The sequence below is a fragment of the Streptosporangium sp. NPDC000095 genome (genome assembly GCF_042899335.1).
GTDB lineage: Bacteria > Actinomycetota > Actinomycetes > Streptosporangiales > Streptosporangiaceae > Streptosporangium.
Genome location: NZ_JBIAZS010000001.1, coordinates 986,194 through 1,006,490, shown reverse-complemented (window position 1 = coordinate 1,006,490; position 20,297 = coordinate 986,194). Strand labels below are relative to the sequence as shown.

At 69.5% G+C, this 20,297-nt stretch carries 21 protein-coding genes; 13 read left to right on the top strand and 8 right to left on the bottom strand.

The annotated features are described in order from the left end of the window. Positions 1-8 precede the first annotated feature (8 nt). From ACFY3V_RS04170 to era, 3 genes are all read left to right on the top strand, one after another. Positions 9-578, top strand: coding sequence for a hypothetical protein (locus tag ACFY3V_RS04170; RefSeq protein ID WP_389769802.1), 570 nt, complete (start codon positions 9-11; stop codon positions 576-578). A 129-nt stretch (positions 579-707) separates the two neighbouring features. Beyond that, positions 708-1,061 carry a cytidine deaminase gene (locus ACFY3V_RS04165; protein ID WP_350944553.1) on the top strand — a complete coding sequence of 118 codons (354 nt, stop codon included), beginning with the start codon at positions 708-710 and terminating at the stop codon, positions 1,059-1,061. Between the two features lie 17 nt (positions 1,062-1,078). Beyond that, entirely contained in the window at positions 1,079-1,999 is a 921-nt protein-coding gene (gene era / locus ACFY3V_RS04160; protein ID WP_362898423.1) for a GTPase Era, read from the top strand. 152 nt (positions 2,000-2,151) lie between these two features. On the opposite strand, the gene ACFY3V_RS04155 is transcribed toward era, so the two are convergent. The 6 genes from ACFY3V_RS04155 to ACFY3V_RS04130 form a co-directional block, all read right to left on the bottom strand. Beyond that, positions 2,152-2,988: an urease accessory protein UreD gene (locus ACFY3V_RS04155; protein WP_389769798.1), complete on the bottom strand. Its 837-nt coding sequence runs from the start codon at positions 2,986-2,988 to the stop codon at positions 2,152-2,154. A 4-nt stretch (positions 2,989-2,992) separates the two neighbouring features. Then, positions 2,993-3,661, bottom strand: a complete 669-nt coding sequence (gene ureG / locus ACFY3V_RS04150) for an urease accessory protein UreG (RefSeq protein ID WP_350944549.1) — start codon at positions 3,659-3,661, stop codon at positions 2,993-2,995. Positions 3,662-3,688: 27 nt separating this feature from the next. Continuing rightward, positions 3,689-4,624: an urease accessory protein UreF gene (locus ACFY3V_RS04145; protein WP_389769794.1), complete on the bottom strand. Its 936-nt coding sequence runs from the start codon at positions 4,622-4,624 to the stop codon at positions 3,689-3,691. Positions 4,625-4,683: 59 nt separating this feature from the next. Further along, entirely contained in the window at positions 4,684-6,399 is a 1,716-nt protein-coding gene (locus tag ACFY3V_RS04140) for an urease subunit alpha (RefSeq protein WP_362898417.1), read from the bottom strand. Next, positions 6,389-6,715, bottom strand: a complete 327-nt coding sequence (locus tag ACFY3V_RS04135; protein WP_350944545.1) for an urease subunit beta — start codon at positions 6,713-6,715, stop codon at positions 6,389-6,391. Before ACFY3V_RS04135 ends, ACFY3V_RS04140 begins: the two co-directional genes overlap by 11 nt. 70 nt (positions 6,716-6,785) lie before the next feature. Beyond that, positions 6,786-7,088 carry an urease subunit gamma gene (locus ACFY3V_RS04130; RefSeq protein ID WP_350944544.1) on the bottom strand — a complete coding sequence of 101 codons (303 nt, stop codon included), beginning with the start codon at positions 7,086-7,088 and terminating at the stop codon, positions 6,786-6,788. Between the two features lie 379 nt (positions 7,089-7,467). Here ACFY3V_RS04130 and urtA point away from each other — a divergent pair, with 379 nt between their 5' ends. The 7 genes from urtA (at position 7,468) to ACFY3V_RS04095 (ending at position 15,028) form a co-directional block, all read left to right on the top strand. Beyond that, positions 7,468-8,655, top strand: coding sequence for an urea ABC transporter substrate-binding protein (urtA, locus tag ACFY3V_RS04125; RefSeq protein ID WP_350944843.1), 1,188 nt, complete (start codon positions 7,468-7,470; stop codon positions 8,653-8,655). 116 nt (positions 8,656-8,771) lie between these two features. Further along, positions 8,772-9,638: an urea ABC transporter permease subunit UrtB gene (urtB, locus tag ACFY3V_RS04120; RefSeq protein ID WP_350944542.1), complete on the top strand. Its 867-nt coding sequence runs from the start codon at positions 8,772-8,774 to the stop codon at positions 9,636-9,638. Then, positions 9,635-10,741 carry an urea ABC transporter permease subunit UrtC gene (gene urtC / locus ACFY3V_RS04115; protein ID WP_350944540.1) on the top strand — a complete coding sequence of 369 codons (1,107 nt, stop codon included), beginning with the start codon at positions 9,635-9,637 and terminating at the stop codon, positions 10,739-10,741. The genes urtB and urtC overlap by 4 nt, the downstream gene beginning before the upstream one ends. After that, positions 10,738-11,496 carry an urea ABC transporter ATP-binding protein UrtD gene (gene urtD, locus ACFY3V_RS04110; RefSeq protein WP_389769785.1) on the top strand — a complete coding sequence of 253 codons (759 nt, stop codon included), beginning with the start codon at positions 10,738-10,740 and terminating at the stop codon, positions 11,494-11,496. Before urtC ends, urtD begins: the two co-directional genes overlap by 4 nt. Then, positions 11,474-12,163 (top strand): urea ABC transporter ATP-binding subunit UrtE, encoded by a 690-nt coding sequence (urtE, locus tag ACFY3V_RS04105; protein ID WP_362898413.1) that lies wholly within the window; start codon positions 11,474-11,476, stop codon positions 12,161-12,163. Before urtD ends, urtE begins: the two co-directional genes overlap by 23 nt. Before the next feature lie 223 nt (positions 12,164-12,386). Continuing rightward, complete coding sequence (locus tag ACFY3V_RS04100; RefSeq protein ID WP_389769781.1) at positions 12,387-13,889, top strand: transporter substrate-binding domain-containing protein; 1,503 nt, start codon at positions 12,387-12,389, stop codon at positions 13,887-13,889. Then, entirely contained in the window at positions 13,886-15,028 is a 1,143-nt protein-coding gene (locus ACFY3V_RS04095) for a hypothetical protein (RefSeq protein ID WP_389769778.1), read from the top strand. The genes ACFY3V_RS04100 and ACFY3V_RS04095 overlap by 4 nt, the downstream gene beginning before the upstream one ends. Positions 15,029-15,122: 94 nt before the next feature. On the opposite strand, the gene ACFY3V_RS04090 is transcribed toward ACFY3V_RS04095, so the two are convergent. Next, positions 15,123-15,368: a DUF2630 family protein gene (locus ACFY3V_RS04090; protein WP_389769775.1), complete on the bottom strand. Its 246-nt coding sequence runs from the start codon at positions 15,366-15,368 to the stop codon at positions 15,123-15,125. A 311-nt stretch (positions 15,369-15,679) separates the two neighbouring features. On the opposite strand from ACFY3V_RS04090, the gene leuA reads away from it, so the two are divergent. Beyond that, on the top strand, positions 15,680-17,392 hold the full coding sequence (leuA, locus tag ACFY3V_RS04085) for a 2-isopropylmalate synthase (RefSeq protein WP_350944533.1): 1,713 nt from the start codon (positions 15,680-15,682) through the stop codon (positions 17,390-17,392). Between the two features lie 230 nt (positions 17,393-17,622). Here the strand turns inward: leuA and ACFY3V_RS04080 are convergent, their stop codons facing one another. Continuing rightward, complete coding sequence (locus ACFY3V_RS04080; protein ID WP_389769772.1) at positions 17,623-18,654, bottom strand: helix-turn-helix transcriptional regulator; 1,032 nt, start codon at positions 18,652-18,654, stop codon at positions 17,623-17,625. A gap of 178 nt (positions 18,655-18,832) precedes the next feature. Between ACFY3V_RS04080 and ACFY3V_RS04075 the strand changes: the two genes are divergently transcribed. Continuing rightward, the gene (locus tag ACFY3V_RS04075) at positions 18,833-19,294 is read left to right on the top strand and encodes a VOC family protein (protein ID WP_362898403.1); all 462 of its coding nucleotides are present in this window, start codon (positions 18,833-18,835) and stop codon (positions 19,292-19,294) included. Between the two features lie 380 nt (positions 19,295-19,674). Beyond that, complete coding sequence (locus ACFY3V_RS04070) at positions 19,675-20,253, top strand: SSI family serine proteinase inhibitor (protein WP_362898401.1); 579 nt, start codon at positions 19,675-19,677, stop codon at positions 20,251-20,253. Positions 20,254-20,297: the final 44 nt, after the last annotated feature.

Below are 20,297 nucleotides of genomic sequence, written 5' to 3'. Positions count from 1 at the left end.
AGGGCGGGGTGCCGGATCGCGCCGCAGAGCGGGACCGGCTGCGGGCGGTACTCGGCGAGGCGCGAGGGCTGCCTGACGGGTTCACGGCACGCCCGCGCGCCGGCTGGCGCGCCCCCTTCAAAGCCGTCGACGAGGACTGCAGACTCGTCCTCGACGCCGCCGGAGGCAGGCCGCCGAAGCGGGCGCTGGAAGCGCGGGCCGCCGTGACCTACCAGGGCGACGGGGTCGGGGAACTGGCCGGGTTCGGCCTGGCCTCCTACGACGGCGACGACGCCGCACTCCACTTCGGCGAGCTCGCCGAGGCGCTGGGCGGCTGCCCTGTCGTGCGCACGCCCATGGCGGGTCGCGGCACCGCCTTCAGGGTCTCCGACCTGGACCTGGATTTGAGCGGGGTCGGTGACGGGGTGCGGGCGAGGCGGTTGAACGGCAGGCTGGACGGATACCCGTACGAGATCCACCTGGTGTTCGCGCTCAGCGGTCACACCCTGATCTCGCTGGTGCACGCCGGGGTGAGGGAGGTCGACGCCGCGCGTACCGGGCAGCTCGCCCGCCTGCTGGTCGACGAGGCCGGCACGTGAAAGGGCACGCCGTACCGGCGGATGCGCCGGCAGGATGCGGCCCGCGGTTCGCCGGGAGAACCGGCCTCGCCCCGGCGGGGTTCGCCGGGAGAACCCCGCCGGGGCGAGGCCGGGTCGCGGTGAGGGGTGATGGCTGAATACCCTTGTGCCGTGAGTGACGCGACCCTCGATCCCGAGGACAAGAAGATCATCGTGCTGGCCCGTTCCGCCCGTGCCCGCAACGGCGCCGCGGAGGGGGCCGCCGTGCGGGACGAGACGGGCAGGACCTACTCGGCGACCAACGTGGCGCTGCCGTCACTGACCCTCTCCGCGCTCCAGGTCGCCGTGGCGATGGCTGTCTCCAGCGGAGCGGAGTCACTGGAGGCCGCCGCGCTGGTCACGGCGGGTGAAGGCCCCTCGGATGCCGACACGCGGGCGGTCCGCGATCTGGGCGGTGAGACCGTGCTCGTGGCCGGCCCCGACGGGACACCGCGTCAGAGCTGAGTCCGGTATCGGGGACAATGGTGGACGTGAGTTCCTCAGCTGCTGATTTCCATGCCGGTTTCGCCTGCTTCGTCGGCCGGCCCAACGTCGGCAAGTCCACGCTGATGAACGCGTTGGTCGGCACGAAGGTGGCGATCACCTCCTCCAAGCCCCAGACGACCCGCCGGGCCATCCGTGGCATCGTGCACCGCCCCGACTCCCAGCTCATCATCGTCGACACTCCCGGGCTGCACCGGCCCCGCACGCTCCTGGGCGAGCGGCTGGACAGCCTGGTGCTCTCCACCCTCACCGAGGTCGACGTGATCGGCTTCTGCGTGCCCGCCAACGAGCCCATCGGCAAGGGCGACCGGTTCATCGCGGAGAAGCTCGCGGGCATCAAGAAGACCCCGGTGGTCGCCGTGGTGACCAAGTGCGACCTGGCGACCCGCGAGCAGATCGCCGCGCAGCTGCTCGCGATCTCCCAGCTCGCCGACTTCGATGACATCGTCCCGGTCTCCGCGCAGTCGGGCGAGCAGCTCGACGTGCTCGCCGACGTGCTGGTCCGGCGCCTGCCACCGAGCCCGCCGCTGTACGAGGGAGGCCGGCTCACCGACGAGCCCGAGCAGGTGCTGGTGGGCGAGCTGATCCGCGAGGCGGCCCTGGAGGGCGTACGCGACGAGTTGCCGCACTCGATCGCGGTCGTCGTCGACGAGATGATGCCCAGGGAGGGCCGCGACGACCTGCTCGACATCTACGCGCACATGTTCGTCGAGCGTCCGTCACAGAAGGCCATCGTGATCGGGCACAAGGGCTCCCGGCTCAAGGACGTCGGCAGCCGTGCCCGCGGGCAGATCGAGGCGCTTCTCGGCACCCGCGTCTACCTCGACCTGCGCATCAGCGTCGCCAAGGACTGGCAGCGCGACCCCAAGCAGCTCCGCCGCCTGGGCTTCTACGACTGAGAGCGGCACCGAGGCACTTCGAACCCGGCGAGAGCACGACGGGTGCCGGTCCGTCTTTGAACGTTGACCGGGTATCACCACCTGATGACGGCCGGATCCGGTTTTTCCCGCAAGGTCGTTGTGACGGCCCGGTGGCTCCGCCTGCCGGGTCTCTACGAGCGAGGATTCGTCATCGTCGCCTCAAGGGCGGTCGCCTCCTCACCGTGCCCGAGCCGCCGCCGCAGCTCGACGGCGTCCCGGCCCAGCGCGGAGACCAGGGTGGCCGGGCCGGCGAGCGGAAGGACGGCCCAGCCGTCCCCCACCGTCGTCTCCGGCGCCCGTCCGGTGATCAGGGTGCTGCCCACGCAGCGGGCGTCACCGTAGACGGCGGAGCTGCCGTCGATCTCCGGATCGCCGACCACGAACTCCTGCCGCAACAGCGGCACCCCGCCGAGAACGGCGTCGAAGCGCGAGTGGCAACGCCCGGGCCGCTCGCCGTACCGGCCGAAGACGATCTCCTCGCGCCAGAACACCCGCGCGTCCTCGGCCAGGTCCAGCCGGACGGCCGTCCGGTGCAGGCAATCCGCCGCGAGCACCGTCGGTTCCGGCGCGAACCGCAGCGAGGCGCCCGCGCCGACCCTGGCCGTGATCGTCATCAGCGACTCGGCCCCCGTGAAACCGGGCAGCACCAGCGTGCTCGCCACCGACCGCACCTCAAGCGCGGTGCCCGGTGCCACCTCGATGTCGAGGGCGAGGTCGTCGCCGCCCAGCGGACCCGCGGCGGTGGACACCAGGTGCACCCGGCCCGGCGCGGTCGCCCGCACCGTGAGCGGCGGTCCGGAACGCATCGTGGCCAGGACGGTCCGGCCGCCGGAGTCCCGCCGGGTGACGATCTCCGCCCGTGCCCTCATCGACCGCCGCCCGGCCCGCCCGGGCTCGGGTCGTAGGGATCGTGCGGACCATGCGGTGGCGTTGTCGGCGGGTGCGGGAGCGGAGTCGGTGACGGACATGAGGTCAGACGCCGGAGTGTTCGTGGGCCCAGGACGAGACCAGGCCGGTGACCCATTCCGAGACCGCGTGCGCGCTCGGGTCCTCCCTGATCGAGGTGAACAGCACGGGCCTGCCCTCCCGTACGGCCGCCGCGTCGCGTGACATCACCGTGAGGTCCGCGCCGACCATCGGCGCCAGGTCGGTCTTGTTGACCACGAGCAGGTCGGCCGTCGTCACGCCGGGGCCGCCCTTGCGCGGGACCTTGTCGCCGCCCGACACGTCCAGGACGAAGATCTGCCGGTCGGCCAGGCCCCTGCTGAAGGTGGCGGTGAGGTTGTCCCCGCCACTCTCCACGATCACCAGATCGAGCGGGCCGAACCGCTCCTCCAGGCTCTCCACCGCGTCGAGGTTGGCCGCGATGTCGTCGCGGATGGCGGTGTGCGGGCAGCATCCGGTCTGGACGGCGACGATCCGCTCGGGATGGAGCACGCCCGCTCTGCGCAGGAAGTCGGCGTCCTCGGTGGTGTAGATGTCGTTGGTCACCACACCCAGGCGCATCGAGGGGCCGAGCGTCCGGCACAGGGCCGCGGTCAGCGCGGTCTTGCCGCTGCCGACCGGGCCTCCGATGCCCAGGCGTAATGCTCGTCCGTGAGGGTCGGCGGCGTGGTGGTGGTCGTCGTGGTTGGCGCCCATGGGGGTCACCGTCCTTCCAGATGGTCGTCAGGAGACGAAGAGCCTCAGATCTGCGCGGATGTGCTGTTCGGCGAGCAGGTCGAGCGCGGGGGCGGCGTGCGCGGGCAGTGACTCCCACGATTCCCGCGACTCCCATGACATCCCGGGCCCTCGGGACTTTCCGGTTTCTCCGGACTCCCGCGTCTTCTCGGGTTCTCGGGGTTTTCCGGCTCCCCAGGACTCCCGGGATCGGGACGCAGGCCCGGTGGGGACGGCGGCCGCGACCCTTTCCAGGGCCGGGGCGAGTTCGGCGAGCAGGCGGTGGACGGCCACCGGGTCGAGTCCCAGCAGCCGTACCGCCGCCGTGGCGGGTCCGGTGACGGAGGTGTAGGCCGCCGCGAGGGCGGCCTCGGCGGGGGAGCAGCCCGCCACCGCCGCCACCGCGCCGAGCGCGAGAGGGTGGTGGACCCCCGAGGTGACGGCCCCGGCCGGCGCGTCGAGCATCGGGGAGGGCCAGATTCTCCGCGAGGTGCGCAGCAGCAGCCTGCCCTGCGTGCGGCTCGCCTCCCGCTGGGCGGGCGAGGAGATCCTGGCGTCTGCCTCCGCGTCCAGCCGTACCCAGAGCGAACGGCTCGTCTCCGGATCCGGAGACGAGCCGTTCGCGGGCGTGAGAGCCGGACCGTTCGCGAGAGCGGCGCCGTCAGCCGGGGGGAGGCCGTTCGTCCGCGTGGGAACCTCCGCCGGAGGGCCGCCCGCCGGAGGCGAGAGGCTCGCGGAGAGGTGGGCCGTGCCGAGCTCGCAGGCCGCGGCGGCGAGGGCGGCCGTCACGAGACCCGCGGTGGCGAGGCGGCCCCGCAGAAAGGCGGCGAGGCCGGGAAGGTCGTGGATCGCACCGATCCTGACCGCCTCCTCGACGCCTCCGGAGTGACCGTGACCCCCGGCGGGCAACCGGGAGTCGGCCAGGAGCAGCAACGCGGCGTTCATGCGCTACGGGGCCTCACCTTCGCTTGGACGGGACAGCGGGGCGGTCGATCGGGAACCGGTCAGAACAGGAAGTAGCGCTGGGTCATGGGCAGGGTCTCGGCGGGGGCGGGTTCGATCACCTCGCCGTCGACGCTGACGGCGAAGGTGTCGGGATGGACGTCGATCCTGGGCATCGCGTCGTTGAGCGGCATGCTCTCCTTGCCCCTGCGACGCACGTCGGCGACAGGCAGCAGGCGCCTGCGTACGGCGAGCCGGTCGGCGAGGCCGTCCTCGATCGCGAGGGGGGCGACGAAGTGGACCGACGTGGCGGCGGCGGTGAGCGGGGCGGCACCGAACATCGGGCGCGGCATGACCGGCTGCGGTGTCGGGATGGAGGCGTTGGCGTCACCCATCTGGGCGTACGCGATGACACCACCCTTGACCACCAGGTCCGGTTTGACGCCGAAGAAGGCCGGATCCCACAGGACGAGGTCGGCCAGCTTGCCGACCTCCACCGAGCCGACCTCGCCGTCCAGGCCGTGGGCCACGGCCGGGCAGATCGTGTACTTGGCGACGTAGCGCCGGGCGCGGAGGTTGTCCGCGGGGCCGTCACCGGGAAGCGCGCCCCGGCGGCGCTTCATCACGTGCGCGGTCTGCCAGGTGCGGATGATCGTCTCGCCCACCCGGCCCATCGCCTGGGAGTCCGAGCCGATCATCGAGATCGCACCCATGTCGTGCAGGATGTCCTCGGCCGCCATCGTGGACGGCCGGATCCGGGACTCGGCGAACGCCAGGTCCTCGGGGATGGACGGGTTGAGGTGGTGGCAGACCATCAGCATGTCGAGGTGCTCGTCGAGCGTGTTGACGGTGTGCGGGCGGGTCGGGTTCGTCGAGGACGGCAGGATGTTGCCGTAGGAGGCGACTCGGATGATGTCCGGCGCGTGACCGCCGCCCGCCCCCTCGGTGTGGTACGCGTGGATCATCCGGTCGCCGATCGCCGCGAGCGTCGACTCCACGAACCCGGCCTCGTTGAGGGTGTCGGTGTGGATCGTGACCTGGGTGCCGGTGTCGTCGGCGACCGAGAGGCAGGCGTCGATCGCGGCGGGGGTGGTGCCCCAGTCCTCGTGCAGCTTGAACCCCGAGGCCCCGGCGCGGAGCTGTTCGAGCAGCCCTTCGCGGCTGACCGTGTTGCCCTTGCCGAGCAGCGCGACGTTGATCGGGTAGGAGTCGAGCGACTCCAGCATCCGCGCGAGATACCAGGTGCCGGTGACGGTGGTGGCCTTGGTGCCCTCGGCGGGTCCCGTGCCGCCGCCCACGATGGTGGTCACCCCCGCGGCGAGGGCCTCGTCGAGGATCTGCGGGCAGATCAGGTGGACGTGGGAGTCGATCGCCCCGGCGGTCAGGATCTTCCCGTTGCCCGCGAGGATCTCGGTCGAGGGGCCGATGACCAGGTCGGGGTGGACGCCGTCCATGGTGTCGGGGTTTCCCGCCTTGCCGATCGCGACGATGCGGCCGTCGCTGACCCCGATGTCGGCCTTCACCACGCCCCAGTGGTCGAGGATCACCGCGCCGGTGATCACCAGGTCGGGCGAACCCTCGGCCCTGGTGGTCCTGGCCTGGCCCATCGACTCCCTGATGACCTTGCCGCCACCGAAGACGGCCTCGTCACCCGCCCCGGAAGGGCCCATCGACAGGTCCTCGGTGACCTCGATGAGCAGGTCGGTGTCGGCCAGCCTGACCCGGTCGCCGGTGGTGGGGCCGTAGAGCGCGGCGTAGCGCGATCGTTCAATGAACACCGGGGCTCCCGTCGAGAGGTCCGGCCCACTCGGGGCGGAGGCCGGGGACGATCCGCAGTCCGCCGATCGGTACGAGGGTGACGTCGCGCTCCACACCGGGCTCGAACCGCACCGCCGTGCCGGCGGGGACGTCGAGCCGGGTGCCCCAGGCCGCCTCGCGGTCGAACTCCAGGCCGGGGTTGCAGGCGGCGAAGTGGTAGTGCGAGCCGACCTGGATCGGCCGGTCGGCGGTGTTGACGACGCGGACGGTGACGCGCTCGCGGCCCGGGTTGAGCGGGATGGGCGCGTCGCCGTACTGGATCTCACCGGGTGTCATCGGCGCTCACCGTTCCTGGGATGTGAGGGGCCGGTGGAAAGTCGTGGGCTCTCATGAGATCGGCCGGGGCTCACGGGATCGGGTGGTGGACGGTGACGAGTTTGGTGCCGTCGGGGAAGGTGGCCTCGATCTGGACCGACGACAGCATCTCGGGCACCCCCTCCATGACGTCGTCGCGGGAGAGCACCTTGCGGCCCGCGTCCATCAGCTCGGCGACGGTGCGCCCGTCTCTGGCGCCCTCCATGAGGAAGGACGCGATGATCGCGGTGGCCTCGGGGTGGTTGAGCCGGAGGCCCCGTGACCTGCGGTCGCGGGCGACACCGGCGGCGACGTGGATGAGCAGGCGTTCCTGCTCGTGTGGTGTGAGCCGCATTCCCGGACCATAGGAACCAGCGGTTTCCATGATGTTGCACGTCGATGTCGTGCTGGTTTCCAGGTGGTGCGGATCGTACGAACGGGGGAGAAGCGGCCATCGGTGTCCCCTTTCCTGCGGGTATACCGACGCGTTCCGAAGTGAATATCACGAAATTTGCTGATTTGTCAGGATAAAAAGTGGCGCGGTGTCCGCGCCGCCACGTCCTGTCACAGCGGTGAAATCCCGGTAAAGCGCAATTAACAACTGCGAACTAGTCGGGAAACCTCACTCAGTCACCTTGACGGCAGATAGCTCGGTGCGGGGGCCGTACCGGCAAGGAGGAAAGTCATTGAGGAACACAGTGTGGCGCTCCGGAGTCGTCGCCGTGGCGCTGGCCATGGCACTGACCGCATGTGGAGGCGAAGCCCCTGCGGACAAGAACGCGGCCAGTGCCGGTGGCGGTGAGGACGGCATCAAGGTCGGCATCCTGCACTCGCTCAGCGGGACCATGGCCATCAGCGAGGTGACCGTGCGGGACTCCGAGCTGCTCGCGATCGAGGAGATCAACGCCGCCGGAGGCGTACTCGGCAAGAAGCTGATCCCCGTCGTGGAGGACGGCGCGTCCGACTGGCCGACCTTCGCGGAGAAGGCCACCAAGCTCATCCGCCAGGACAAGGTGGCCACCACCTTCGGTGGATGGACCTCCGCCAGCCGCAAGGCGATGCTGCCGGTGTTCGAGCGGAGCAAGGCCCTGCTGTGGTATCCGGTCCAGTACGAGGGCCTGGAGAGCTCGCCCTACATCTTCTACACCGGCGCCACCACCAACCAGCAGATCATCCCTGGCCTGGACTACCTCAAGGAACAGGGCAAGAAGAAGATATTCCTGGTCGGCAGCGACTACGTCTTCCCCCGCACCGCCAACAAGATCATCAAGGCGTACGCGGCGGCGAACGGGATGGAGATCCTCGGCGAGGAGTACACCCCCCTCGGTCACACCGAGTACAGCACGCTGACCAACAAGGTCGTCCAGGCCAAACCGGACGCGGTCTTCAACACCCTCAACGGTGACAGCAACGTCGCCTTCTTCAAGCAGCTCAACAGTGCGGGGGTCACCGCCGAGAAGATGCCCGTCCTGTCGGTGAGCGTCGCCGAGGAGGAGGTCAAGGGCATCGGCGTCGACAACATCGCCGGCCACCCCGTCGCCTGGAACTACTACCAGACCACGGAGAACCCGGCGAACGAGAAGTTCGTCGCCGCGTTCAAGGCCAAGTACGGCGCCGACAAGGTGACCTCCGACCCGATGGAGGCCGGATACAACGCCGTCTACCTCTGGGCCGAGGCCGCCAAGAAGGCCGGAACCGTCGAGGTCGAAGCCGTCAAGAAGGCCGCCGGGGGCATCGCCCTGGAGCGCCCCGAGGGCCTGGTCACCATCGACGGCGAGAACCAGCACATGTACAAGACGGCGAGGATCGGAGTGATCCAGCCCGACGGCCTCATCAAGGAGGTCTGGAACTCCGGCGAACCGATCAAGCCCGACCCCTACCTCAAGGGCTACCCCTGGGCGAGCGGCCTGGCCAACGGCTGACCCCCTCTCAGACCGGCTCCGGACCGGGCCGTGACCAGATCACGGGCAGCACCGTGGCGCACCCACAATGCGGCACGGCCCGCTCCGGAGCCAGACACTTCTAGGAAGGGGATTCGGTGGAGGCCTTCCTCAACCAGCTCCCGATCGGCCTGTCCATCGGCGCCGTACTGCTCCTCATCGCCCTCGGCCTGACGTTCACGTTCGGCCAGATGGGCGTGATCAACATGGCCCACGGTGAGTTCATCATGGCGGGCGCGTACACCGCCTACCTGCTCCAGGACCTCACCGGCCGGATGGCCGTGATCGTCGCCCTGCCCGTCGCCTTCCTGGTCGCCGGGCTGATGGGGCTCATCCTCGAACGGACCGCGATCCGCCACTTCTACGGCCGCCCGCTCGACACCCTGCTGCTCACCTGGGGCGTGAGCCTCGTGCTGCAGCAGCTCGCCCGCGACCTGTTCGGGGCGCCCAACGTGCAGGTACAGGCACCCACCTGGCTGCAGGGCGGCATCGCGTCCCTGCCCTACAACCGGCTCTTCATCTTCGCCCTCGCCATCGTCACCGTCGTCGGCATCTGGGCCTACATGAACCGCACCGGCCAGGGGCGGCGGATGCAGGCGGTGATGCAGAACCGCCAGCTGGCCGCGGTCAGCGGCATCAACACCGCCCACGTGGACCAGCGCACCTTCTTCATCGGCTCCGGCCTGGCCGGGGTCGCCGGAGTGGCCCTCACCCTCATCGGCCCCGTCGGACCCGCCCTCGGCACCTACTACATCGTCGACGCCTTCCTCGTGGTCGTCGCCGGAGGCCTCGGCCAGCTGCGCGGCGCCGTCATCGCCGCCGCCGGCCTCGGCCTGCTCAACTCCTACGCCGAGTTCTGGAGCGACGCCAGCCTGGCGAAGGTGATCGTGTTCGCCGCGATCATCGCCTTCCTCCAGTTCCGGCCCCAGGGCCTGTTCGTACTCCGATCGAGGGCGCTGACATGAATCTCGCACGTCTCAGGGGGCCCGGGGTCTTCGCGGTGGTGGCCGTGCTCGCCCTCGTGGTCGCGCCGCTCCTGCTGGAGCCCTTCCGTCTCGGCCTGCTGGCCAAGTATCTCTGCTTCGCGATCATCGCCCTGGGCATCGGCCTGGCCTGGGGGCAGGGCGGCATGCTCACCCTGGGCCAGGGCGTGTTCTTCGGCCTCGGCGGCTATGCCATGGCGATGCACCTGAAACTGGTGGACGCCCAGGGCGACCTGCCCGACTTCATGGTGTGGAGCGGGGTCGAGCAGCTGCCCGCCCTGTGGAAACCGTTCGCGAACCCGGTGTTCGCGCTCGCCATGGTCGTCGTCGGGCCGATGGCGATCGCCACGGTGCTCGGCCTGCTGGTGTTCAGGCAGCGGGTGCGCGGCGCCTACTTCGCGATCCTCACCCAGGCGCTCGCCGCCGCGTTCGTCATCCTGCTCGTCGGCCAGCAGGGCCTGACCGGCGGCACCAACGGCCTGACCAACTTCTACGACCTGTTCGGCCAGGACCTGGCGGCCGACTCCACCCAGCGCGGGCTGTACTTCGCGGTCGCGATCGTCACGGGACTGCTCTATCTCGGTGCCCGCCAGCTGGTCAAAAGCCGCTTCGGGCGGCTGCTCGTCGCGATCAGGGACGGCGAGGACCGCGTCAGGTTCCTCGGCTACGACCCCGCCAGGATCAAGACCGTCACCTTCGCGCTCTCAGCGGGCATGGCCGGGCTCGCGGGGGCCCTGTTCGTGCCCGTGGTCGGCATCATCTCGCCCGCGCTGCTGGGAGTGGTCCCCTCCCTCGAACTCGTCGTCGCGGTCGCGGTGGGCGGCAGATTCGCGCTGGCCGGGGCGATCCTCGGCGCGGTCGTGATGGGGTACGCCAAGACGTCCTTCAGCGAGCAGTTCGCCGACGGCTGGCTCTACCTGCAGGGCGCGCTGTTCATCCTCGTCATGACCCTGGCCCCCAAGGGGATCCTCGGCGTGGCGGCGTCGGCGCGCGACGCCTGGGCGCGCAGGTCGAGACGTCGTACGGACCCGGAACCGCCGCCCGCGGACGCCCCCGGAGTGAGAGTCATGGAGGAGGTCGGATGAGCCCGATGATCGAGGTGCGCGGGCTGTCGGTGGTCTTCGACGGCTTCCGCGCCATCGACGGCATCGACCTCACCGTCGAGAAGGGGGAGCTGCGCTTCCTGATCGGCCCCAACGGGGCGGGGAAGACCACGCTCATCGACGTCATCACCGGCCTCACCCGCCCGACCACCGGCGAGGTCGTCTTCGACGGGAAAAGCCTGGTCGGGCAGCGCGAACACAAGATCGTACGGCTCGGCGTCGGGCGGACCTTCCAGACCTCGGTGGTCTTCGAGGAGCTGACTGTCCTGGAGAACCTCGACCTGGCCGCGTCGTTCCGCAGGCCGCTCTGGTCGCTGACCCGGCGCAGGCGGGGCATCTCAGACGCCGTCGCCGAGGCCCTGGAGACCACCGGCCTCAAAGAGCTGGCCGACCGGCCCGCGGGGGTGCTCTCCCACGGTCAGCGGCAGTGGCTGGAGATCGGCATGCTGCTCACCCAGAGTCCCAAGCTGCTCCTGCTGGACGAGCCGGTGGCCGGTATGTCCAAGGACGAGCGGGAGCGCACCGGCGAGCTTCTCACGTCCGTGGCGAACGACCACACGGTGATCGTGATCGAACATGACATGGAGTTCCTGCGCAGGTACGCCTCGCAGGTCACTGTCCTGCACGAGGGCAAGGTGCTGATCGAGGGGTCGGTCGACGAGGTTCGCGACGATCCGCGCGTGCAGGAGGTCTATATCGGAAGGAAACGCAGCGATGCTGTCGGTACAGGAACTTGACGCCGGGTACGGCAGGGCCCGGGTGCTGTTCGGAGTCTCCCTGGAGGTGGAGCCGGGGCAGCTGATGTGCGTGATGGGCCGCAACGGGGTCGGCAAGACCACCCTGCTCAACACGGTGATGGGCGTGCTGCCCGCCACCGCGGGATCGGTCACCTTCGAGGGCCGCGACGTGACCCGCATGCCGCCGCACGAGCGGGTCCGGCTCGGCATGGCGTACGTCCCCCAGGGGCACGAGACGTTCCCGCAGCTCAGCGTGCTCGGCAATCTGCAGGTCACGCTGGAGGCCGCCAAGGGGTCGCAGGAGGCGCTGGAGGAGGCCCTGGAGACCTTCCCGCGTCTGAAGCCGCTGCTCAAACGGCGCGCCGGATTCCTGTCCGGCGGGCAGCAACAGCAGCTCGCCATCGCCCGCGCCCTCGTCACCCGTCCCAAGCTGCTCATCCTCGACGAGCCCACCGAGGGCATCCAGCCGTCGATCGTCATCGAGATCGAGGAGGCGATCGAGCGGCTGCACGCCACGGGTCTGTCGGTTCTGCTGGTCGAGCAGTATCTGGATCTGGCGCTCCGCCTCGCCGACCGTTTCCTCATCCTCGACGCCGGGCACGTCGTCCACTCTGGCGCGGCCGAAGAACTGCGCGGGGAGGGAATTCACCGTCTTCTCGCCGTCTGATCCGCAGAAAATCCGAATCGGACTTCCAATATCAAGAAGGGCCCATTTGATCACTTCTTGATGAAGAGCCTCCCGCGGCGGGTGACGACGACATAATCTGCCCAGAAAAGCGGAGTCCGGGGGTGTCATGGCGAAGGAACCTGCGGACGGGGAGACGGGCCCGGAAAGGGCTCCCTCACCTCCCGAGAAGCAGCGCCGGTCTTCCCCGGGAGAGAGTGGCGGCTTGGCCGCGGGCTCGGGGGAGACCGGCCCTCCGGCCGTCGGCGAGCGCGAGACACCGCCCGGCGGGGCGATCGGCGAGCCGGACGGTGGTGCCTCCGGTGCCCCCGCCGCCCCCGGCTCGCGAGGCGACGAGGGACGCGACCGGCAGGGGCGTGATCCCGATGACCGCCACGACCGCGATCAGAGGTCTGATGACCGCTATGACCGTGACCGGCGGGGCGACGATCGGTATGAGCGTGACCGGCGGGGTGGTGATCCCGATGACCGCTATGACCGGGACCGCTGGAACGATGACGGGTACGGACGCGACCGGCGCGACGGCGGACGATATGAGCGCGGCCGGAGGTCCGACGACCGCTATGACCGTGACCGACGGGACGATGACGGGTACGGACGCGACCGGCGCTACGACGACCGCCACGATCGCGCTCCGCGATTCGACGACGCGGACGTCAAGGGCTTCCAGCCCGGGCCGCCGACCACCCCGGCCGGAGCGCCGGGGCCGCCCCGCAGGCGCCGTTTCCGACGTTTCCGGCTGGCCGCCTGGATCGCGCTGGTCCTCGCCGCGGTCGTGGTCGGGGTGTCCATCGCGTGGGTGAACGGGCCTCCCACCGAGGCCGAGCTGCGGGAGAAGGCGGGACTCCTCAACAAGGACAGACTGTTGATCGGGGTGAAGGAGGACACCCCCGGCATCGCCCTGCGGGAGCCGGGCGGGACCGGTTTCACCGGCTTCGACATCGACATCGCCTACATGATCGCGGCGGATCTGGGATTCCGGCCCGACCAGGTCGACTTCCTCGCCATCGAGACCGAGGACAGGGCGCGTATGCAGGCCCGCGACACGGACGACACGTTCGTCAAGGTCGACCTCGTGGTGGCGACCTTCAGCGTGACGCCGGAACGCAGGGCCGACCCCTCCGTCGGTTTCTCCACGCCCTACCTCTACACCGAGCAGTCGGTGGTGACCAGGGCCGACTACCCCGACGACAACGTCGCCTCGCTGGGTCAGCTTGAAGGCAGGAAGGTCTGCTCACTCGGCACCTCGACCTCCCTGGCCGAACTGAGGAAGGCGATCAAGACCGATCCCATCGCCGAGCTCCTGATCAGCAAGTGCGTGGACCGTCTGGCGGACGGTGTGCCGAGCGACAGGGCGGCCGAGGCGGTGACGACCGACGCGGCCCTGCTGGCCGGGTTCGTCGCACAGCCGGAGAGGAAGCTGCGCCACCACGACATCGCGCTGGAGAAGACGGAGATGTGGGCGGTCAACGCGGGTTCCAACCGCGCGCTGCGTACCCTGGTCGATCTCGCGCTCTACCGTTCCTACGCCGATCCGGGCAACAAGATGTGGGAGGAGGCGTACGAGAAGCACATCCGGCCGTTGCTGGCGGCCAACCCGGGGGTGGACGTGGCGCAGGCGCAGCAGCCGTGCGCGCTTCCCCCGGACGTACGCCGCTGGCCCTGGGAGCGGACCCTCCCCGTGCGGGATTGCCCCTCCGCGCCTTGAAGCCCAACGCGCGGTTGAGGGACGCGCCGAGGAACCAGGAGTGGTTCCTCACGCTGCTGCCGGTGTTCCCGATCGTCCTGCTGGTGATGCGGCTGTGGTACGCCAGCAGGCAGGACACCCAGACGCTGCTCCTGCTCGTGCAGACCATCAGCCCGCTGGGCCTGCTGAGCGCGGTCCTGCTGACCACGGTGTGGGTGCTGCCCGTCGTCGTGGTCGGGGGCAGGCTTCTCGGCACCCTCTACTGGATCAGCACCGGCCGCTTCTCGTGGCTGGTGCACAGCGCCCAGCGGCTGCCCGGCTGGGTCGTGGTCCTCGCCGTCGCGATGGGTGTGTGCACCTGGCAGCTGCGCTTCCTGCCGACGCTCGCGATGATGTCACTCGCCCTGCTCGGGCTGACCGTGCGCGAACGGTTCCCGGATCACGAGGAGCTGCGGACGACGTTCTGCTACGCGCTGCCGGTGATCGCCGCCGTGCTGTCGTACGTCATGCTGTGGCCGGCGATCGTCTCGGCGTTCACCGCGCGGGACGTGGCGACCGCGATCCTGCTCACGCTTCCCCCGGTGTTCGCGGCGCTGCTGACCGGTCCCGTGCCCGAGGCGCCGGCCAGGGTGCTGACCCACGGCATCGCGATCGGGATGGCGGTGTTCACACCGTTCCTGGTCGGCGTGGTCGTGATGAGGGCGCCGATCCTCCCGTTGATCGCCATACAGATCAGCGTGGAGAGTCCGACCGCGAAGAGGCCCGCCGAGGTGGTCGTGGGTTACATGGTCGCCAGCGACGACCAGATGACCACCGTCCTCAAGCGTGACGGTGCCGTGGAGTTCATCCAGAACGACAGGCTGCAGTCGAAGGTGCTCTGCCCCGATCCCGGTGAGGTGCCCAGGACGTGGGTGAACCTGCACGGCTGGTACGTCGAACAGAGTGTGATCTCCTGGCTCGCCCCGGCGTCGCAGCGGACTTCGGCGGACTCGCGCTGCGAGGGCCGTCCGGAGAAGGCGACCGGCCCGCTGCCACCGTCCTCCGACCGGTCCCCGGATCCGTCTCCACATCCGTCTCCGAGTACGGAGAAGTCTCCGACCCCCGCCAGGTCTCCGACTTCCGCCGAGTCTCCGTCCGTGACCGAGCCGCGCGCCGGGTGAGTGCGGCGGAGCGGCAGGGGCGGGCGAGCGGGAGTGACGGGTCAGCTCGCGGGGCGGCCGACGCACTCCCTGTGACGACTTTCCGGGTGAACGGTCACTGACGGTAGTCTTCGACCTCGTCGATCGGGCGGGGGGCCGCCGAGTCGGGGTCCTCGCCGAACTCGCGGAGCGCCCGGCGCTGCCTGAGCAGGTCCCAAGCCTGGTCGAGAGCCTCCTCCAGCTGCCTGATCCGGTTGTTCTCCTCGTGTGAGGAGATCGAGTGCGAGCCCAGCTTCGCCCGGAGCTCCCGCTCCTCGGCGATCAGCTCGTTGATGTGGGCGAGGATGTCGCCGTCCTTCATGGCCGTTCCCCCTGTCAGAGTATTTCTGGACTGTATCCGATCAGTGGATCGTCGCACCGGGGGAATCGGGCGGCCTCGCGCGGCGGCCGTCGTGGGCGGCGCCTCCCGTACGGACGGGATCTGGAAGATCTTCGAAGTCCCGCGATGTGAGACCGAGGCACGGGGATCCTGAGACGTCTGCTAACGTGCTAGGCATGCTGCGCGGTCTGCTTCTTAGCTGCCGCGACGAGGGCCTGTAGAGGCCGGCTCCCTCGTCGCGGAGCGAGCCATGCGCGTCGGCCACGATTGTTTTCCCAGTCGAGGAGCCTTGCATGTATCCGCAGCAGCAACCCAGTCCCATGCCCTTCACGCGTTACCAGTCCTTCGCGCCGATCCGGCTGGACGACCGCACCTGGCCCGGCAAGGTCATCGACCGAGCCCCCCGATGGTGTGCCGTCGACCTGCGTGACGGTAACCAGGCACTGATCGATCCCATGGACTCCCACCGCAAGCTCAAGATGTTCGAGCTGCTGGTGAAGATGGGATACAAGGAGATCGAGGTGGGCTTTCCCGCCGCCTCCCAGACCGACTTCGACTTCGTACGGCAGATCATCGAAGAGGACCTGATCCCCGACGACGTGGTGATCCAGGTCCTCACCCAGGCGCGGGCCGAGCTGATCGAGCGGACCTTCGAGTCGGTGCGCGGGGCCAAGCAGGCGATCGTCCACCTGTACAACTCCACCTCCACCCTCCAGCGGCGGGTCGTCTTCGGCCAGGACCGTGAGGGCATCACCGCGATCGCGGTCGAGGGCGCCAAGCTCTGCAAGAAGCTCGCCGCCCAGATGGACGACACGGAGATCTACTTCCAGTACTCCCCCGAGTCCTTCACCGGCACCGAGCTGGAGTACGCGGTGGAGGTCTGCGATGCCGTCAACGACGTCTGGCAGCCCACCCCCGACCGCAAGGTCATCATCAACCTGCCCGCCACCGTCGAGATGGCCACGCCCAACGTCTACGCCGACCAGATCGAGTGGATGCACCGCAATCTCGCCCACCGCGACTCGATCGTGCTGTCCCTGCACCCCCACAACGACCGAGGCACCGCCGTCGCCGCCGCCGAACTTGGCTACATGGCGGGGGCCGACCGGATCGAGGGCTGCCTGTTCGGCAACGGTGAGCGCACCGGCAACGTCTGCCTGGTCACGCTGGGCATGAACCTGTTCTCGCAGGGCGTCGACCCCGAGGTCGACATCTCCGACATCGACGAGATCCGCCGGGTCACCGAATACTGCAACCAGCTGCCCGTCCACCCGCGCCACCCATGGGGCGGCGAGCTCGTCTACACCGCCTTCTCCGGCTCCCACCAGGACGCCATCAAGAAAGGCTTCGAGCACCTGGAGCGTGACGCGGCCGCCGCGGGCGTTCCGGTCGAGGAGTTCACCTGGGCGGTCCCGTACCTGCCGATCGACCCCAAGGACATCGGCCGCACCTACGAGGCGGTCATCCGGGTCAACAGCCAGTCCGGCAAGGGCGGCGTCGCCTACATCATGAAGGCCGACCACCACCTGGACCTGCCGCGCCGCCTGCAGATCGAGTTCTCCCGCGCGGTCCAGGCCCACACCGACACCGTCGGCGGCGAGGTGAACGCCACCCGGATGTGGGAGGTCTTCACCGACGAATACCTGCCCAACCCGGCCAGCCCGTGGGGCCGTCTGGGTCTGCTGGCCCACCGCACCACCTCCAGGGGTGACGGCAAGGACGCCATCAGCGCCGATCTGCGCCTCGACGGTGAGATCCGCGAGGTCGAGGGGGTCGGCAACGGTCCCATCTCCGCCTTCTGCGACGCCCTGGCGAGGGTCGGCGTCCAGGTGCGCGTCCTCGACTACGCCGAGCACGCCATGAGCGCGGGGACCGACGCCAAGGCCGCCTCCTACATCGAGTGCGAGATCGCCGGCCGCACCCTGTGGGGTGTCGGCATCGACTCCAACACCACCACCGCCTCGCTCAAGGCCGTCATCTCCGCGGTCAACCGCGCCGGCCGTTAGCGAAGGACCGTACGGCACGATCTGCCGTAGGAGGTTTCGACAGAGGCCCACAAGGCATCGACGTCGCTCACCCGACCGCGCCCACCGCGAAATCCGCCCGGGCGCGGTCGAGTCGTCTCCGCTCGCCTTCCGGTGCCGGAGACGCTCGTGACCTCAGGGCGAAGACGGTGTCGCGGTCGTCCTGGGTGGCTCCGAACAGTTGGCCGTGTGTGGTGGGTGACTATCTGCCTTCATGGTGTTCGGGGGGCTTCAGGCGCACTGCCTCGGTACCACTGGCCTGAGCGGGCGACGGGGCCGGCTGTGGTTCTGGTGAATCGGCGGGCGAGGTGTTCGAAGGCGCCGGCGAGTTCGTCGGGGCCGACGATTTCGAAGTCGGCGTCGTAGCGGGCGATGGCTGCGGCAAGGCTGGGCCAGGACCAGGATCCGAGGGTGAGCCGGCAGCGGTAGGGGCCGATCTCCTCGACGACTCCGTCGCGGGTGTAGAGGGCCACGGTGGCGGCGGGCAGGTCGAGGATCACCGTGCCCTGGCAGGGCCAGTTGCCCGAGGAGTCGCCGGAGCCGCGGAACGTGCCGGTGACGAAGGCGGCGACGTCTCCTCCGGGCAGTACGCGTGGGGTGAACCGGGGCCCGTTGGGGGTGTGCGTGGTGATCCGGTCGGCGCGGAAGGTGCGCCAGTCGTCGCGGTCGAGGTCCCAGGCGATGAGGTACCAGCGTCCGTCCCAGGTGATGACGTGGTGGGGTTCGACGCGGCGCGGGGGTTCGTCCGCGGCCCCGGCGGCGTAGTCGAAGCGCAGGATCTCGCGGGCGTGGACGGCGGCGCTGACAGTCAGGAGTACGTCGCCGTCGACCGGGGCGGCCGGTCGGGTGGCAGGGGGTTCGACGGCGGTGACGCGCACCGCGTCGACGCGGTGCCGGAGCCGGGAGGGCATGACCTGCCGGATGGTGTTCAGTGCCCGTTCGGCGGGTTCGGCGAGGCCGCTGCCAGAGGTGGTGGCGGCGATCTGGAGGGCGATGGTGAGGGCGACGGCCTGTTCGTCGTCGAACAGCAGCGGGGGGAGGTCGGTGCCGGCGCCGAGCCGGTAGCCGCCGTCGGGACCCTTGACGGCGGCGATGGGGTAGCCGAGCTCGCGGAGCCGGTCGACATCGCGGCGCACGGTGCGCAGGCTGATGTCCAGGCGAGCGGCCAGCACCGTGCCGGACCAGTCCCGGCGGGTCTGCAGCAGCGACAGCAGGGCCAGCAGTCGGGCGGAAGTCTTCGGCATGAACCTGATTCTGTCCGAAGTAGGTGCCACATACTGTCACCTACCCCTGCGAATCTTCGTTTCGAGCCGGTCGGCCACCGCGACCCGGACACCCCTTTTTTCGCCGGTGCTCTCAAATGAGGCTTACCACCCCATACAGGCCGTACCGCGCCTGGAAAATCAACAAGGAGTCACCCACATGGCCATTTCCACCACCACCCACCTGAACTTCCGCGGCGACGCCCGCGCGGCGCTGGAGTTCTACCAGACCGTGTTCGGCGGCCACCTCACCACCATCACCTACGGCGACTTCGGCATGCCGAAGGACATGCCCGACGCCGACAAGATCGTCTTCGGCCAGGTCGCGGCCGACAACGGTTTCGCCGTCATGGCCTACGACGTGCCCGGCCAGGCACCGGCCGCCGCCGTGCCCGCCGCCACCACTCGTGAGCACGGCATGACGCTGACCGGCGAGCGGTTCTTCGTGTCCGTCCGCGGCGAAACCGCCGAGGAGGTCGGCGCGTTGTGGGACAGGCTCGCCGACGGCGCCGACCTCATCGAGAAGTACGGTCCCTCGCAGTGGGCGCCGGGCTTCGGGATGCTGACCGACCGCTTCGGCGTCACCTGGATCCTCGATGTCGCCGCCCCCTACGCCGGCTGACCACCGCACCCATCCGGTCCGAGTCCGGCCCGAGGCGGCCTTCCCGGGCCGCCTCGGACCACCCGGCCTTCAGCCCCGGGCCCCGGCCTTCGTCATCAGCCATCCCGCGGTCACCTCGGCGATCATCGGAAACCCACGCCCTCACCGCGGACGGTGCCATCTGCGGTGTGATCGATCATGCTCGCGGACCTTTGCCCCGAGCGGCCGTTCGGAGACGCCCTCGACCGGTGAATTCATGGCATTCCGTGGCGAGTCACTGCGAGACATCCCCGCGTTATCGACGTAGCCTCTTCGCAGCTCAGGGTACGACTCGCTCCCCCCGAATAAACCGAAAACGACTTATCGGTTATATGCGAAATTTGTATTTATCGGGGGAAACTATGCGATGTATTCTCGGCCTGGCCACCGCCGGGCTCGTCATCCTCAGCGGTACCGCCACCGCGGACACGCAGTCACCACCGAACCACATACCCGACCCGCCCGTGGCCCAGTCGGTCGCCGATCCGCCCCCGGTTCCGCCCAAGCCCATCGCGACCCCGCCCGTTCCGATGCCGCTCTGGCCCACTTCGATCCCGCGCCCGCCGTGGGGTCAGCCCATCCCGCCTCCGCCGATTCCGGCCCCGATGCCGCCCCGCCCGCCGTGGCCGACGGCCGGAGGCCCGTACGCCAAGCACCTCACGCTGACCGTCTCGCGCATAGGCAGGAAGCGGACCATCCGCCTCGGATGCGCGCCGCCCTACGGCATGCACCCCGAGGGAAGCCAGGCATGCTCGCTACTGCTCAGGGCGCAGGGCGACCCCGCACGCATCAGGCTGCCCTGGAGGGCCTGCCCGCAGTACTACGACCCCATCACCGTCACCGCGACAGGCACCTGGAACGGCCGCTTCATCAGATACCAGCGGACCTTCAGCAACCAGTGCGAGCTGCGCACCGCGACAGGGCCGATCTTCTCCTTCTGACACCCGTCCCGTGAAACACGCCGCTCCGGGCACGGGGCGGCGTC

Coding starts and splice junctions, on each gene's coding strand:
- ACFY3V_RS04165 (WP_350944553.1), top strand. CDS start 708: ATGGCTGAATACCCTTGTGCCGTGAGTGACGCGACCCTCGATCCCGAG.
- era (WP_362898423.1), top strand. CDS start 1,079: ATGGTGGACGTGAGTTCCTCAGCTGCTGATTTCCATGCCGGTTTCGCC.
- ACFY3V_RS04155 (WP_389769798.1), bottom strand. CDS start 2,988: ATGTCCGTCACCGACTCCGCTCCCGCACCCGCCGACAACGCCACCGCA.
- ureG (WP_350944549.1), bottom strand. CDS start 3,661: ATGGGCGCCAACCACGACGACCACCACCACGCCGCCGACCCTCACGGA.
- ACFY3V_RS04145 (WP_389769794.1), bottom strand. CDS start 4,624: ATGAACGCCGCGTTGCTGCTCCTGGCCGACTCCCGGTTGCCCGCCGGG.
- ACFY3V_RS04135 (WP_350944545.1), bottom strand. CDS start 6,715: ATGACACCCGGTGAGATCCAGTACGGCGACGCGCCCATCCCGCTCAAC.
- ACFY3V_RS04130 (WP_350944544.1), bottom strand. CDS start 7,088: ATGCGGCTCACACCACACGAGCAGGAACGCCTGCTCATCCACGTCGCC.
- urtA (WP_350944843.1), top strand. CDS start 7,468: ATGGCACTGACCGCATGTGGAGGCGAAGCCCCTGCGGACAAGAACGCG.
- urtC (WP_350944540.1), top strand. CDS start 9,635: ATGAATCTCGCACGTCTCAGGGGGCCCGGGGTCTTCGCGGTGGTGGCC.
- urtD (WP_389769785.1), top strand. CDS start 10,738: ATGAGCCCGATGATCGAGGTGCGCGGGCTGTCGGTGGTCTTCGACGGC.
- urtE (WP_362898413.1), top strand. CDS start 11,474: ATGCTGTCGGTACAGGAACTTGACGCCGGGTACGGCAGGGCCCGGGTG.
- ACFY3V_RS04090 (WP_389769775.1), bottom strand. CDS start 15,368: ATGAAGGACGGCGACATCCTCGCCCACATCAACGAGCTGATCGCCGAG.
- leuA (WP_350944533.1), top strand. CDS start 15,680: ATGTATCCGCAGCAGCAACCCAGTCCCATGCCCTTCACGCGTTACCAG.
- ACFY3V_RS04080 (WP_389769772.1), bottom strand. CDS start 18,654: ATGCCGAAGACTTCCGCCCGACTGCTGGCCCTGCTGTCGCTGCTGCAG.
- ACFY3V_RS04075 (WP_362898403.1), top strand. CDS start 18,833: ATGGCCATTTCCACCACCACCCACCTGAACTTCCGCGGCGACGCCCGC.
- ACFY3V_RS04070 (WP_362898401.1), top strand. CDS start 19,675: ATGCGATGTATTCTCGGCCTGGCCACCGCCGGGCTCGTCATCCTCAGC.